The following is a 14,242-nucleotide window of genomic DNA, read 5'->3' on the forward strand; positions in this document are numbered from 1 at the left end:
CCTTCTTGTTATTAGCGGCCTTGCCGCAGTGCAGTCGCGTGATTTATATCACGCTCTATTGGCAATATCAGGCTGGGTAAAGTCTTAAAATAAATCGAGTTGGCAGTTGCTAATCAATTTGAGGGTAATGAAATGAATGGGTGTAAAATGAAAATGTTATTAAAAGCGCGTTATTAGCGCCACTGCGTCGATTTTTGCCAGGAATAATCGCAGTGGCGATCTAGTTAAAGGTTAAATCATTTCATTAGATCTTATTGATGAAAGCGATTGGCCGGTTTAGCCAATCCCAAACGATCGCGCAATGTGCCTGCGGAATAATCCTGTCTGAACACCCCGGCATCCTGTAAACGCGGTACCACTTCGCTGAGGAACAGGTCCTCGTTTTCATCAATGTAAGTCGGGAGAATAACGAAGCCATCACAGGCTTGCTGTTGATACCAGTCAATCATCTGTTGCGCTTTTTTTGTGCTAAAGCAGGCGTAGTAACAATTCCGCACATCGATATGCGTAACACGCAAAAACCGGGGTTGTTGCGAAACTGACCGTGCGGCGTTATCAAAAAATGCGATTTATCCTCACTAATGATTAATTCTCTCTACGAAAACTAAAACGTGATTTCAGTCACACTATAGCCGCAGCGCGATTCATCAGTGATAAGCCAGGCTACATTCATAAGCGGAGCTAACGACACACTCAGCAACGGGTTTTTACTGTTCGATAACGTACGTTAAAATTTTGTTGAAACTGTGTGGGTTTATTTTGGGTAGTTATTGATGAAAAACGTTGAGGGATTGGCATGGTTAACAAACTAACCAGCATCGTGCTTGCGATTCTGGCATTAGCGCTGCTCTATATGGGTGGGAAATTGCTGATGTTAGGCGGGAGTGCGTTCTATGCGCTGATGGCGGTGGGTTTACTGATTACCGCGATTTTACTGTTCAGAAACCAGCGCAGCGCGTTGGCACTGTACGCGGTGCTGATGTGGATTACACTGGCCTGGATTATCTGGGAAGTGGGCTTTGATAAATGGCAATGGATCCCGCGTGGCGATCTGTTTGGTGTCATCGGCCTGTGGCTGGCTATGCCGTGGGTGGTCAAACCGCTGTATCAAGGTCAGCGCCGTTTCCACACCTTCCTGGGTGGCACGGTGATCGTGATGATTGTCGTCGTGATCGGCCTTTGCTTCTACGACCCGCTGCCGCAGGCAGGCACTATCACGAATGCGCGTGAGCAGACCAGCGAGCAGGGAGCAGCCAATGACTGGAGCGCATACGGTGGCACCACAGATGGCCAGCGCTTCTCGTCGCTGAATCAAATCACTAAAGACAACGTGAAAGACCTTGAGGTAGCCTGGACTTATCACACCGGTGATTTACGTCAGGATGCGGATGCGACGGAGTACACCTTCGAAGCCACGCCGGTGAAAGCCAATGGCATGCTCTATTTCTGCACCCCGCACAATGAGGTTCACGCGCTTGACCCAGAAACTGGCGCCGTGAAGTGGAAATACATCCCTAACAAAGATCGTTCTTATCTGCAGCAGCACCAAACCTGCCGTGGCGTGAGCTATTACGAGCAAAGCCCGGTTGCAGCACAAGATTCCGCTGCGACACCGGCAATTTGCCGTAAGCGTATCTTCAATGCCACCACGGATGCACAGCTGATTGCGCTGGATGCTGATACTGGCAAGCCTTGCGCTGATTTTGGCGCTAATGGCGTTGTTGATCTGCATGCCAACATGGGTGAAGTGCGTCCACATGCGCTGATGCAAACTGCAGCACCGCTCGTGGCCGGTAAGCTGGTGATTGTCGGTGGATCCGTGATGGACAACGGCTTCAACAGTGGTAACCCTTCAGGCGTGATCCGTGCTTATGACGCTGAAACTGGGCGTTTGGTCTGGAACTTCGATCCGGCCAACCCGGAGAATACGGCGCCTGTTGCGGCAGGACAGAACTATCCGCAGGATACGCCCGTTGCCTGGGGTACGCTGAGTGCAGACCTGAAAAATGGTCTGGTCTATGTACCATTTGGTAACGCGTCTCCGGATGAAGTGGGTATCGAGCGTGATGCCAACAGCAACACCGAGAAATTCCGTGATGCCTTAGTGGCACTGGATCTGCAAACCGGTGCGTTCAAATGGCGTTATCAGAGTTCTAATCACGATCTGTGGGACCGTGATAACCCGTCACAGCCGTCCTTGCTGGATATTGATTACCAAGGCCAAAAACAGCCTGTGGTGATCCTGCCGACCAAAACCGGCAACCTGTTTGTGCTGAACCGTTTGACAGGGCAGCCGGTGTATCCGGTGAATCAAGTTAAGGTGTCGACCGAAGGTGGTGTACCCGGTGAGAAATTTGCCGCCACGCAGCCGGTGTCCAGCCTGAACTTCATTCCTGATGCGCTGACTGAGAAATCCATGTGGGGCATTACACCGTTTGACCAGATGTCATGCCGCATGGACTTCCGTTCGCTGCGTTATGATGGCAACCCGTGGACGCCAGCAACCGAAGCCGGTTCGCTGATCTTCCCTGGCAACATTGGTGTGTTCAACTGGGGTTCAGTTGCGGTTGATCCGCAGCGCCAGATGTTGATTGCTGCACCGGTACGTTTGGCCTACAAATACAACCTGATCAAACGTACGCCGCAGACCGAAACTCAGCGCCTATTCACCAAAGATGGCCAGCCTTACTGGAACGAAAACTTCCAGGGTGATTACGCCATTCACATTCAGCAGTTGGCTTCTGGCCTCGGCATTCCATGCATCGCGCCACCTTGGGGTCGTATGGTGGGTGTGGATCTGAAAACCGGTAAAACCGAGTGGTTACGTCGTGTTGGCGTTACCAAAAACCTGAAAACCAGCTTCCTGCCGGGCCGTTTCCCAATTGGCTTCCCAATGGGGATGGTTGCACACGGTGGTCCACTGCTGACCGCCGGTGATCTGGTGTTCCATGGCGCCACCGCGGATAACTTCTTCCGCGCTTACGACAGCACCACCGGTGAGCTGTTGTGGCAGACCGAACTCAGCGCTGGCGCACAAGCCACGCCATCTACCTTTATGGGTAAAGATGGTAAGCAGTATGTGGTGATTGCAGCAGGTGGTCACGGCTCGCTCGGTACCCAAGCGGGTGACAGCGTGGTCGCGTTCCGTCTGAAGTAATAAAGCAGCATTGAAACAGGGCGCACTCCGGTGCGCCCTTTTTTTGTTTAACGTTTTGCGCGAGGGACGGTGGTTAATTTCAGCGTGATGAACTGTGTGTGTCGGGAAGTTCCCAATCTCTACAGGCTCGCGTGATCTCCAATGAGGAGCTCAGCAACAGCTTAGGCAGCGTCCATTCGTTGAACATCTGTTGATTGCGTAAACGATGACTGCGTGCAGTCAGCAGCAGGTATCGCGTCATTTCCCAAGTCAAATGCTCACGCTGGTTAGCGGGCACAACGCCACCGATGCGTTGGGCATCAAACAAAGTGCGACGCAGGTAGCGCACAAATCGCTGGGTTGGTGGGAGGTCAAGCAGAATAAGGCCGCTGGCACGGGTTAATCGATCGGGTAGGGTACGAACATAATTCCCGTCCATTACCCAGCTTTCTCCGGAGATAGCGTTAAGATGCAACTCGCGAAATTCAGCCTCTTCGCGCGCTTGCCACTGCGTATCAGGAAAGTGATAAAGCTGATCAAGGTGAATGATCGGCCGCTTCACTTTGCTGGCAATAGCTTGGGCCAGTGTCGATTTTCCGCTGTTTGAAGGTCCAAGAATACAAATGCGTGGGCCCAATTCATTTAATGAAATCATGATGAAAATCCTTTTAGGGTCATGGCCAGTTGCACCAAATTACTGATGGCGAAGAAAATCAGCACGATGCCGCCGCCAAGATTAATGGCGATGGCGAGTTTGCGCATATTGATCAAGCGTGCCGACGTCATCAGCGTAAAACAGATAATCATCAGCCACAGGCTCATAATGGCGACATGAATGGATGCCAATAACAGGTAGTGCGCCAAGGCATGTTCACGACCGGCAAATTGCGACACCACGGTGAGATAAAGCATCACGGCTTTTGGATTGAGCACATTTGCCAGCCAGGCATCTTTGATTCCGATGCGTGTACTGTGATGTGAAGCTACGGGCCGGGCAATGTGGCCCCCGCGCCGCAACAACTGAAGACCCAGCCACAGTAAATACACCGCGCCGGCCACGCTCAGCAGATTAAAAATGATCGGTGAGCGTAGCAGCAGGGCGCTGATGCCAAGGCCGATCAACAGCGCGTGCGTATAGATGCCGAGCGCAGTACCGATGATGATCGACGCCAGCCCGCGAGAGCCAGCAACCAGGGTGTTATTCATCGCCAGAGTAAAACTCGCCCCCGGTGACAGGGCCACCGGTAAGATTGCAATGATAAAGGCCAGCAGGTGCAGATTCATCGGCTTAACAGCGAAAAAATGTTTAATAATTTTGAATATGATTATGGTGTAAAGCAATATGGTTGCGGAAGCTTTCGCCTAAACCCATGAAATAACTTAAAGGATTATCATGACCATCGCCTGCCTGCATACGGCCGCCAGTAATATCGCTCTGTTCGATGAGGCAGCAAAGACACTGGGATTGCCCGCCACCGCTCTCAGCCATATTGTGATGCCACACTTGCTCGCCGAGGCGGAACTGAGCGGAGGGATGGCAGCCGCACAGCAGCAGCGTTTGGATCAGTTGCTGCACAGCCTGACGCCGTGGTTTGACGCCATTCTCATCACCTGTTCCACCCTTGGCCCGGTAGCCGACAGCTTTATCGCGGATGACCATCGCTGCCCAGTGTATCGCACCGACCGGATGTTGGCCGATCACCTACATCAAATGACGGGGCCATCTTTGGTGCTGTGCGCAGCGGAATCCACGCTGGCGGCGACCCGCGCGTTGTTCTGCCCACCTGGACTAGCAGCAGAGAGACAGCCACAGGTTGAACTGATCCCACACGCCTGGACCGCCTTCAAAGCCGGTGAACATCAGCGTTACCATGCGTTGATTGGTGAGGCCGTAGAGCAGGGACGCATGAAGGGCGCTCAGCAGGTTGCGTTAGCACAGGTCTCCATGGCGGCAGCGGCCGACAGCATGCGCGCAGAAGTACGTCCCTTAACGATTCCGCAACTGGCACTCAAAGTCGTTACTTCTTTGTAGAGTGCGGCCTTCAGGCCGCCCGTCACTTATGCGTGGCGCAATGATGTAAGACGACACGCATTTATGGTCCTGAATTAGCCCAATCATTAACAGAAATATTTATCTTCTGCGTATAACGCCATATATTCCCCTTACCGCGTAGGGTACGTATGAAGGGATTGGTGAATCGCAGAAAAAGCGAGTTGAACGTTTATCATAAAGGAATTTATATCAAACTATGAAAAAGCTACTTGCCTTATCACTGGTCTGTTTTTCACTCCACGCGATGGCGCAGACGCCTGCTGTGAAAAAGCCGTTTTTCGACAGTAAAAGCTATCAGGTCTTTCTTGATACCAGTAAATGCGTGGAAGGCGACGTGGAGTGCGACGGGATTGTCTACCACTCGATCAATAAAAAGAACCACCACGAATTAACCTTGAAGGGCTCGACCTTAAACATCGGGCCTTCGCACGATTTTCGTGGCTACATCTTCCGTAACGGTGACTACAGCTACGTGTTGTCACCGGCGGCCGGTGCGGGCAACGATGATAACCACATCTGGACGTTACAGGTGTCACAGCACCACGCGCAGGGTGACAAGGTGCTGTTTAGCGAGAATGGTAACGTCGTCGAGTAAATCAGCTACTGGGGGTAGGCACATTAATCAGCCAGGTGCCGCTCCCGTCATCAATATGCAGTGAGTGCTGCCAGACCCCACCTTCTTTACGTGTAATCTGCAACTGATAATCTCCGGGCGCTAAACTGAGTCGCTTCATGCCATCCTGATCCACGGTATCCTGTGGTTTGCCATTGATCTCAATCTGGCTAAGTTGCGTTGCATCCGAGGCACGCAAGTAGATTTCAGCCGGTGTCATTGGGGCAGGCGCCGGGGTGGGTTTGGGTGACGGTGTCACTTTATTGCCTGTAGCCTTTACCGGAACCACGGCCACATCAGGTGTGCGTTCAGCCGTGAATAGATGCATACCGACTAGCACCAGCAGGGCCGCCGCAGCGATGCCACCGCCGATGATCGCAGTGCGACTTTTGCGCGGTGATACGGCAGCGGGGACCGAATCCGTCTGCTCTGGCGCCACCACCGGTAAAAATCGCTCTTCTTGTGCGGGCGTAAGCAGCGGCGCACCAGCCTCTGTGCCACGGTCGTTTTCTATCAGTCTGTCACGCAATTCAGCAATCGACTGCGGACGTTGATCGGGTTCGCAGGCCAGCATCTGGTCGATGGTGCGCAGTAAACCACTGGAATAGTCACTAAGACCCCGCTCTGCCAGCGGCAGATAGTTGTCACTCAACGACCGCACCACGCTGACCGGTGGCGCTTCACCGCAAATCAACGTGTGCAGTACTGCGCCTAACGCATAGATATCGGTCCAGGGTCCCTGATCCCCATCGCGTCCTTCGCTGTACTGCTCAATCGGCGCGTAGCCTGGTTTGAGCATGATCTCGGTTTTATCGGTCAGGTGACCGATGGTCTTACAGGCGGAGCCAAAGTCGAGCAGTACCGGGGCACCATCTTGCTGGATCAGGATATTATCGGGTGCGATATCGCGATGCAGATAGTCATGATCGTGCAGGGTTTGCAACGCACTGAACAACGGCGACAGCATGGCACGCAGGTCCGTTTCGCTGCAGGGTGTAAAATCGCGCAGGTAGCGGCTTTTGAGTGTTTCACCCTGATAAAACTGCGTCACCATATAGGCCGTATCATTCGCCTGCCAGAAGCGCAGCACGTGCAGTAAATGGGGATGATTAAAGCGCCCCAGCGTTTTGGCTTCCTGAATAAAGCTGTTTAAACCAGCCTGATAGAGGCGCATAAAGCGCTCGCTGCGCAACAGCAGATGGTGATCCTCATCGCGCAGCGCAATCGAAGACGGCATAAACTCTTTGATTGCCACGGTGCGGTCCAACTCGCTGTCCCAGGCGCGGTAGACAATGCCAAAGCCACCTTCACCAATTACCTGTTGAATTTCATATTCGTTAAAGCGGTAACCGACAGGCAGCGCCTGTGACACCGATTTGCTGCTGGCTTCACTCATGGGCTGTCTCCGCGCTGAAAGTGAGCTGGAATGCCGCATCCTGATAGTCGATGTTTAAATGTCTTGGGGTTGTGGTCGGGACTTCACTCAACAAATGACAGCTGATTTGTGGCAGTAAGGTTTGTGACAGTACCGCGTCCACCATACGCCCGCCGGATTCGCCTTCGGTGCAGCGTTGCATAATCTGCTGGGCCACCGAGGGGGAGAACTCTGCCGTTATCTCGTGGCGATCGCGTAAGCGCTGCTGAATTTTTGTCAGACGCAAATCGATGATGCGGATCAGCATCTCATCACTGAGTGGCAGATACGGAACCACCGCCAGTCTTCCCAGGAGTGCAGCCGGGAAGACTTCACGCAGTGGCGCACGCAGCAGGATATTGAGCGCCGCGCTGTCTGGATGAGGTGCATGACCTGAACAGGCCTGAGCCAGTTCGTCACTGCCGATATTGGAGGTCAGAATAATCACCGTATTACGGAAGTCGATACGGCGGCCTTCGCCATCCTCCATCCAGCCCTTGTCAAACACCTGGAAAAAGATCTCGTGTACGTCGGGATGGGCTTTTTCAATCTCATCCAGCAGCACCACGCTGTAGGGACGACGGCGCACCGCTTCGGTCAATACACCGCCTTCACCGTATCCAACGTAGCCTGGCGGTGCGCCTTTCAATGTTGACACGCTGTGCGCTTCCTGGAATTCACTCATGTTGATGGTGATGAGATTCTGCTCGCCGCCATACAGGGTTTCCGCCAGCGCCAGCGCGGTTTCTGTTTTACCGGTGCCGGAAGGGCCACACAGCATAAACACGCCAATCGGTTTACCCGGATCGTCCAGTCCCGCGCGTGAAGTCTGAATACGTTGGGCAATAGCATGAAGCGCCGAGGGTTGACCAATTACCCGATTTGCCAGGGTTTGGCCGAGATTGAGCACGGCATCGCGTTCGCTCTGTAGCATCCGGCCGAGGGGGATACCGGTCCAGTCCGCGACCACGGTGGCGACCACGCCGCTGTCTACCGCTGGGAAGGTCAGCGGCGTATCGCCTTGCAGTGCATCCAGCTGCTGCTGTAATGCCTGATAGCGTGCGGTGCGTTCGGCATCCTGTTCGATCTGCAGTTCGGCTTGTAGCGCACTCATTTGCTGTGTCAGCGCCAACGCTTGCTGCCAGCGTTGATCTAACATCTTCTCTTCACTGCGCAAGAGAAGTTGTTGCTGCTGTGCGGCCATGATGCGCGCTGGCGCGGAGTCAAAACCGAGGCGATCTTCACGTTGCGCAATCTCGATCTCCAGTTGCAGCGCAGCCAGCTGTTGTCGGCAAAAGGCCAGTTCTGGCGGCTGATGGTGCAAACTCACCGCAACGCGGGCGCAGGCGGTATCCATCAAAGCAATGGCTTTGTCTGGCAACTGACGGGCAGGGATATAGCGCTGAGAAAGGCGTACGGCGCTCTGTAACGCTTCATCGAGCAACAATACCTGATGGTGCTGGGATAGCGGTTGTGCCAGATGGCGCAGCATCAGAATGGCTGTCTGCTCGTCCGGTTCGGCCACCTGAACGGGCTGAAAACGTCGGGTCAGTGCAGGGTCTTTTTCAATATATTTTTTGTATTCCGCCCAAGTGGTCGCCCCGACGGTGCGCAGTTGTCCGCGCGCCAGCGCGGGTTTTAACAGGTTGGCGGCATCACCGGTGCCTTGCTGGCCGCCTGCACCCACCAGCGTGTGGATCTCATCAATAAACAGCACTATCGGCTGTGGACTGGCTTGCACCTGATTGATCACCGCTTGCAGGCGTGCTTCAAATTCCCCTTTCACCGATGCGCCAGCTTGTAGCAGGCCGATATCCAACAACCAAAGTTGCACTTGCTGCAGCGGCGGCGGCACACTGCCACTGGCGATGCACTGCGCCAAACCTTCTGCCAGGGCGGTTTTCCCCACGCCTGCTTCACCGGTCAGCAGCGGGTTGTTCTGCCGCCGACGCAGCAGAATATCCACCATTTGACGGATCTCCTCATCACGTCCTACCACCGGGTCGATATTCCCGGCACGCGCTTCAGCCGTGAGATCGCGTCCATACTTTGCCAACACGTTTTCACCTGCTGGCGAAGCAGATGATTGAGTGACGTTGTCACTCAAAATCTGCTGCTGCTCGTCACTGCTTTGAACATAGTCGTTAAAACCGTCCAGCAAGCGATCGGCACTAATTCGTGCAAACTCACCGGAAATCGCGACGGTGACGTGTTTTAACGCCGCAGTTTTCAGCAGGGCCATTAACAGATGCCCTCCGCGAATTTTTGATTCTCCGATGCTGAGTGAGCAATAGATCCAGGCGCGTTCAACGGCGTTATCGATGTGTTCAGCGAGGTCGGTGACGGCGCTGGCACCGCGTGGCAGACGATCTAAAGCAGCGATCAGATCCTGGCTTATCAGGTCGCTATCCAGTTCAAAACGTCGCGCAATCAGCTGTAAGTCGCCGTTGGGGAGTTGCCAGAGTTGATGCAGCCAGTGCACCAATTCGACATAGGGGTTACCACGCTGTTTGCAGAATGCGGTAGCGCTCTCAAGTGAGGTGAACAGGGTGTGATTCAGTTTGCTAAACAACACATTGCGACGGATATCTGACATGGTGAGTCCTTTTTAAATATCGGTACAAAGACGAAACCCGCGCGATGAATCGCGCCGCTACCAGGGCGATGAAACCGTAGCGGCGCAATTTATTGCGCTTTTAAGTGATATTCATGACGGCTGATAAACCAAATCATCACGATGGCGTTTCTCGGGTTGTTCACCGAGCCAACTGGTATAACCCAGCGGCTGATCGCCGCCGAGCGCAACGCCCCTGACGTCCTCCTGATGCAGCTCCAGCTGGACTTCCCAGTCGTACTCAATGCCCAGATAGTGGCGTACCCAATCCACCACCTGCTGTGCGTTGTCTGCCCGCGGCAGCAGCAGTCGATAATCTTTGAGGCGCAGTGGGCCAAAGCGCAGACGAAACTTGTGTTGAATATCGCGCACCGCACCTCCCAGGAAGGCGGTTTCCCCCAACCGCGGCGCATGTTTACCGGCGCGAAGCTGTGCCTGTTCACGTTTGTCGATGCGCATCCACTGTGGAATGTGGTTCTTTATCGCCACCGGCACCTGCAAATACCAGCTGAGGCTACGCGTCAGGCCTTCGCCATCGTGGGTTTGCCGCGTGAAGTGCCCGGCCAGCGCATAGCGCGCATGCTCTTTCAGGCTGCCGCGTTGCTGTTGCAATGCCGGTTGTCCGACACCAGTCAGGCAGGCGAGATAGTGATTAAATTGATGACGATCGGGACGATCCAGGGCAATCGCAGGCTGCGCATCCGCCCATGCGCGGTAAAACAGCAGAATAAGGCGGTGATGGAACAGATTGCAGAACGCCACCATGCTGCGATCGCCAAAATGCGTGACGCGCTCGTGGGCATATTCCGTCAGATGCAGCGGCAGCGGCCCGTTGGGACCAAACAGGCCAAAGCTCCAGATGTCCACTTCATGCAAATCGTCACGATTGCGCTGACGAACGCCCGCAACGGTGGCGGGCGCAAAGGCCAGCGAGGGGGACTGTCCCAGCCGTAACGGTTCATTACGGGGCAGCGGCGCGCTACCCAGTTGCCATGCACTGCCCGCCTGTGCATCCAGGCGACGCAGTAGCTGGAAAAGATCGAACTGAAAGGGCGCGGCGCGACGTTGTTGCCAAAAGTCCTCCGGCAGGCGACAAGGGATGCGCCAGCCTGGTTGCAGCACAGTCATAGCAGCGACCTCTTGCCCATTTGTGCAGGCCAGTAGCCAATTTCTCCGCTCTGGCTACTGTTCAGCGTCAGTTCGGTAAAGGTGTTGATGGCCACCATGCGGCTAAACAGGGTTGCCAGCACACTGCCGAGCAGCCAGGGGCTGGCGCCGCCGAATGCCTGTTCGTCCAGCGTCAGGGTGATGGCAATCCCACGCGCAAATACAATCGGTCCCGGTTCCGGTACCCGGCGAAACACCGGGCGTAATTCACAATGGCGCACACCTTCAATCTGACGCGATGTCGCCGCTTCAGCGGTGTCGGCATACAGCCCCAATAGCTGGCGTAGTGAAGCGGCACCCTGATCGCCTTCGCTCTCCATCAGGCTGAGATAATTGAGCTGTAACTGACTGATCAGACGCCATGCGGTGGCTCCCGCTGCCAGCGCGGGGCGAGGCGCAGTTGGCCCTTTACGCAGGTGAATGCCCAACACCGGAGCGGAGGTCGGAAGCGTGAACTGATCCATCCCTTGCTGCCTTAACAGCAGAGGTAAATCGCGATTGGTGCACAGTACGTCGGCCATCACGTACTGCACATCTTCAGACCAGGGGGATTGCTGTTCATCTACCAGTGTGACAAACAGTTCCGAGCCGCTATAGCCAGTGCGGGTGCCGTAGATTTTGGCCTGATCCGACAGCGCACGCGCCTCGCGCCGTTGCGAAAAGTAAGCCCCGTAATTGCCCTGATCGCTGCCGAAACTGTGCCAGAACGGACGGAACACTTGCTCTTGATGCAACGCCTGGCCGCTGCCGTAGAGGCGGCTGACGCTGAACACTTCATAATCGAGCGGGTTAGTGTTATCGACCACCAGATGATAATCATTGCGGCCTTCGGTGAGCTGAATGCGTTCGGCCACGCGGGGAAACAGGTTAATGGCAGGCGTGCAGTGCAGCGCCAAATGAGAGACGTCCACCACGCTCTCTAAATCGTCATCGGCTTTATCTAACAGCAACACGATCTCCATCTCGTTCGCTCCGCGCAGCTGTTTCACCAGCGGTTGCAGCCCGCTGGTGCGGAAAAACAGGAAACGGGCAGGGAAGGCGAAGTACTCCTGCAATAAGCGGTAGCCGCTGAAGTTGCGTTGGTCGTCAGGGAGCAGGGCTTCTTCGGCGGCGAATCCCTGTTGGTGCAGGGCGTCCGCCTCCAGCAGTAAATGTTGTGTATTGTCCGGGCTGCGATAGAGCACCCCGACGCAGTGCGCCATCAGCAGTGCCATTAAGCCACTGGCGGGCAGATCGGCACCGCTGAGATGAAAGCGCAGTTCCGTCATGTCGAGCTGATGTAATGGAATGTTCCCGGTGGTTTGCAGCCGGATACGCAGAGCACGTACCGCGCCACGTTGCGCCAGACTGGCGGCGGAAACCGGCAGATTAGCTGGAATACTGCCCAGCGAGACCTCGCGCAATTGCAGCGGCAGTAACGTGACATCATGCGCAGTGCGATATTTGCAGCTAACGCCTTTACTCTTCATCGCCTGGTTCTCAATCAGCGAGCCACGCGGAATGGAGAAGCCGCTGCTGATTTTGCCTTTCATATGATCCGGCTGAAACTCGACGATCGCCATCGAGGGGGTAGGCGCGAGATAGTTGGGGTAGATCATCTCCAGCAGCTGTTCGGTAAAACGCGGAAACTCGGCGTCCATTTTGAGCTGCACGCGCGAAGTGAGGAAAGCAAAGCCTTCCATCAGGCGTTCGATATAGGGGTCCGTAACGTCAATGCCGCTCATGCCGAGGCGACCCGCAACTTTAGGGTAGCGTTCGGCAAATTCCGCCCCCATCTCGCGCAGGTAATTAAGTTCACGGTTGTAGTAATCAAGCAGTTGAGGATTCATGCGTCCGCATCCTTCAGGTCAAATCGGCTGTGTTCCAGATCCAGGTCGGTGCGAAACACAAAGGCCAGTGGCCAGGGGATGCACCACAAATTGCCGCTGATTTCGATGGCGAGGGTGTTGTGATTATTCAGTGCGTTAACGTCGGTCAGGCAGCGGATCTGTAGGTCGTGCGGGATGATGCGTGGTTCAAATTGCAACATGGCGCGTCGCAGTGCGGTACGCACATCGTCCCACTCAATCTCCGACATCCGTTTGCCTGCCAGCGGGGTGAGACCAAAATTAATCACCGACATACGGGCATCCGGCCAGGGTTGCAGGTCGATCTGACTCTCATTGTTGATGCAGTTAAACAGCCACTGTAAATCGCGCAGCACCTGGTTGCGCAGCGTCTGATGACTGACGGTCTGGCGCCCCAGTTCGACGTTCTGTTGTTCAGGATGGTCATCGGTGAGCCGGTCAAGCAGGCTGGGGCGCATCTCATCCTGTGCTGTGACGCGCGATTGTTTGCGCGCCTGCCAGCCATTGAAGGTGTCGGGATGGGGTTTCATCACAGCTCCTTAAAATCAGGCGCATCAACCGGCTGCCAGTGCAGCTGGCTGGCACTGGCATCAATCTGCCAACGATGTAACGCATCGGCCATAAGCTGCGCATTAGCATTGTCATCACGCGCTTGCGCTTCGCTGGCTTTCAGCAGCACGTCGCCACGGAAGCGCCAGGCGAGATGTTCGGCGTCCCAGGGCAGCAGCAGCCAACTTTGTGCATCTTCTGCGCTGGCAATAATCAGGCGCTGATTGTTGGCTGCCACCACGTGGGCATCATGGGCGCCCACAGGCAGGTCAATCAGGGGATATCCCTGCAGGAACCACAATGGCGTGCTGGCGGACGCCCCTTGATGCAACGCGCCTGCGCCATTAATCCAGCCCTGTTTGTCACACTGCGGATGCGCCTCGAAGGTGAAGCGCGCGTCACCGGACGTTGGCCAATAGGTGCGTAACTGACAGTTATCGCTGATACGAAAACGCTGCCACGGGGTGGTATCAACCGGGGCAACGACGGGTTTGGGTTTGGGTGGGACACGCCAGTTATCTTTTGCGGTTGCATCGCCTTCACGTACTGACTTGCCACTGTTATCAATCAGCGTCCAGTGCAGCACGGTGAGTGCCGAACACTGGCGTTGCAGCAGTTTTCCGACCTGGGGCACAAAGGTCTCTACGGCATCCTGTTTCAATTCCCCCTGCGGCTCGAAATGCAGCGCCACGCTGTCGTCACACCAGCTCTTTACCCGGCCATCTACCACGTTATCCAGCCAGGCACTCAGGCGCAGTGTCGGTGACCAAACGATCCGCACGCTTTTCGCCTCACTCGCCCACGGCAACAACATCAGGGACAACAACAGTGCAGAAGCGGTTTTCATGG

General features: G+C 55.1%; 12 protein-coding genes. 3 read left to right on the top strand and 9 right to left on the bottom strand.

The window, feature by feature from the left end; translation table 11 throughout:
* Positions 1–251: 251 nt before the first annotated feature.
* On the bottom strand, positions 252–449 hold the full coding sequence (locus tag QMZ30_RS15860) for a hypothetical protein (RefSeq protein ID WP_283228109.1): 198 nt from the start codon (positions 447–449) through the stop codon (positions 252–254).
* A 347-nt stretch (positions 450–796) separates the two neighbouring features.
* On the opposite strand from QMZ30_RS15860, the gene QMZ30_RS15865 reads away from it, so the two are divergent.
* Complete coding sequence (locus tag QMZ30_RS15865; protein ID WP_283228110.1) at positions 797–3,157, top strand: membrane-bound PQQ-dependent dehydrogenase, glucose/quinate/shikimate family; 2,361 nt, start codon at positions 797–799, stop codon at positions 3,155–3,157.
* A 79-nt stretch (positions 3,158–3,236) separates the two neighbouring features.
* Here the strand turns inward: QMZ30_RS15865 and QMZ30_RS15870 are convergent, their stop codons facing one another.
* Positions 3,237–3,791, bottom strand: a complete 555-nt coding sequence (locus tag QMZ30_RS15870; RefSeq protein WP_349306834.1) for an AAA family ATPase — start codon at positions 3,789–3,791, stop codon at positions 3,237–3,239.
* Positions 3,788–4,420, bottom strand: coding sequence for a LysE family translocator (locus tag QMZ30_RS15875; protein WP_283228111.1), 633 nt, complete (start codon positions 4,418–4,420; stop codon positions 3,788–3,790). Before QMZ30_RS15875 ends, QMZ30_RS15870 begins: the two co-directional genes overlap by 4 nt.
* Before the next feature lie 109 nt (positions 4,421–4,529).
* Between QMZ30_RS15875 and QMZ30_RS15880 the strand changes: the two genes are divergently transcribed.
* Positions 4,530–5,168, top strand: a complete 639-nt coding sequence (locus tag QMZ30_RS15880; RefSeq protein ID WP_283228112.1) for a glutamate racemase — start codon at positions 4,530–4,532, stop codon at positions 5,166–5,168.
* 217 nt (positions 5,169–5,385) lie between these two features.
* On the top strand, positions 5,386–5,784 hold the full coding sequence (locus tag QMZ30_RS15885) for a hypothetical protein (RefSeq protein ID WP_283228113.1): 399 nt from the start codon (positions 5,386–5,388) through the stop codon (positions 5,782–5,784).
* A 1-nt stretch (position 5,785) separates the two neighbouring features.
* Here the strand turns inward: QMZ30_RS15885 and QMZ30_RS15890 are convergent, their stop codons facing one another.
* From QMZ30_RS15890 to QMZ30_RS15915, 6 genes are all read right to left on the bottom strand, one after another.
* Positions 5,786–7,198 (bottom strand): serine/threonine protein kinase, encoded by a 1,413-nt coding sequence (locus tag QMZ30_RS15890; RefSeq protein ID WP_283228114.1) that lies wholly within the window; start codon positions 7,196–7,198, stop codon positions 5,786–5,788.
* Positions 7,191–9,812 (bottom strand): type VI secretion system ATPase TssH, encoded by a 2,622-nt coding sequence (gene tssH, locus QMZ30_RS15895; protein ID WP_283228115.1) that lies wholly within the window; start codon positions 9,810–9,812, stop codon positions 7,191–7,193. The genes QMZ30_RS15890 and tssH overlap by 8 nt, the downstream gene beginning before the upstream one ends.
* Positions 9,813–9,923: 111 nt before the next feature.
* On the bottom strand, positions 9,924–10,958 hold the full coding sequence (gene tssG, locus QMZ30_RS15900) for a type VI secretion system baseplate subunit TssG (protein WP_283228116.1): 1,035 nt from the start codon (positions 10,956–10,958) through the stop codon (positions 9,924–9,926).
* Positions 10,955–12,826 (bottom strand): type VI secretion system baseplate subunit TssF, encoded by a 1,872-nt coding sequence (tssF, locus tag QMZ30_RS15905; protein WP_283228117.1) that lies wholly within the window; start codon positions 12,824–12,826, stop codon positions 10,955–10,957. The genes tssG and tssF overlap by 4 nt, the downstream gene beginning before the upstream one ends.
* Positions 12,823–13,374 (bottom strand): type VI secretion system baseplate subunit TssE, encoded by a 552-nt coding sequence (gene tssE, locus QMZ30_RS15910; RefSeq protein WP_283228118.1) that lies wholly within the window; start codon positions 13,372–13,374, stop codon positions 12,823–12,825. Before tssE ends, tssF begins: the two co-directional genes overlap by 4 nt.
* Positions 13,374–14,240: a hypothetical protein gene (locus QMZ30_RS15915; RefSeq protein WP_283228119.1), complete on the bottom strand. Its 867-nt coding sequence runs from the start codon at positions 14,238–14,240 to the stop codon at positions 13,374–13,376. The genes tssE and QMZ30_RS15915 overlap by 1 nt, the downstream gene beginning before the upstream one ends.
* Between the last annotated feature and the right edge of the window lie 2 nt (positions 14,241–14,242).

The sequence above is a fragment of the Pantoea sp. EA-12 genome, assembly GCF_030053355.1.
In the GTDB taxonomy this organism is placed as follows: Bacteria; Pseudomonadota; Gammaproteobacteria; order Enterobacterales; family Enterobacteriaceae; genus Pantoea; species Pantoea vagans_C.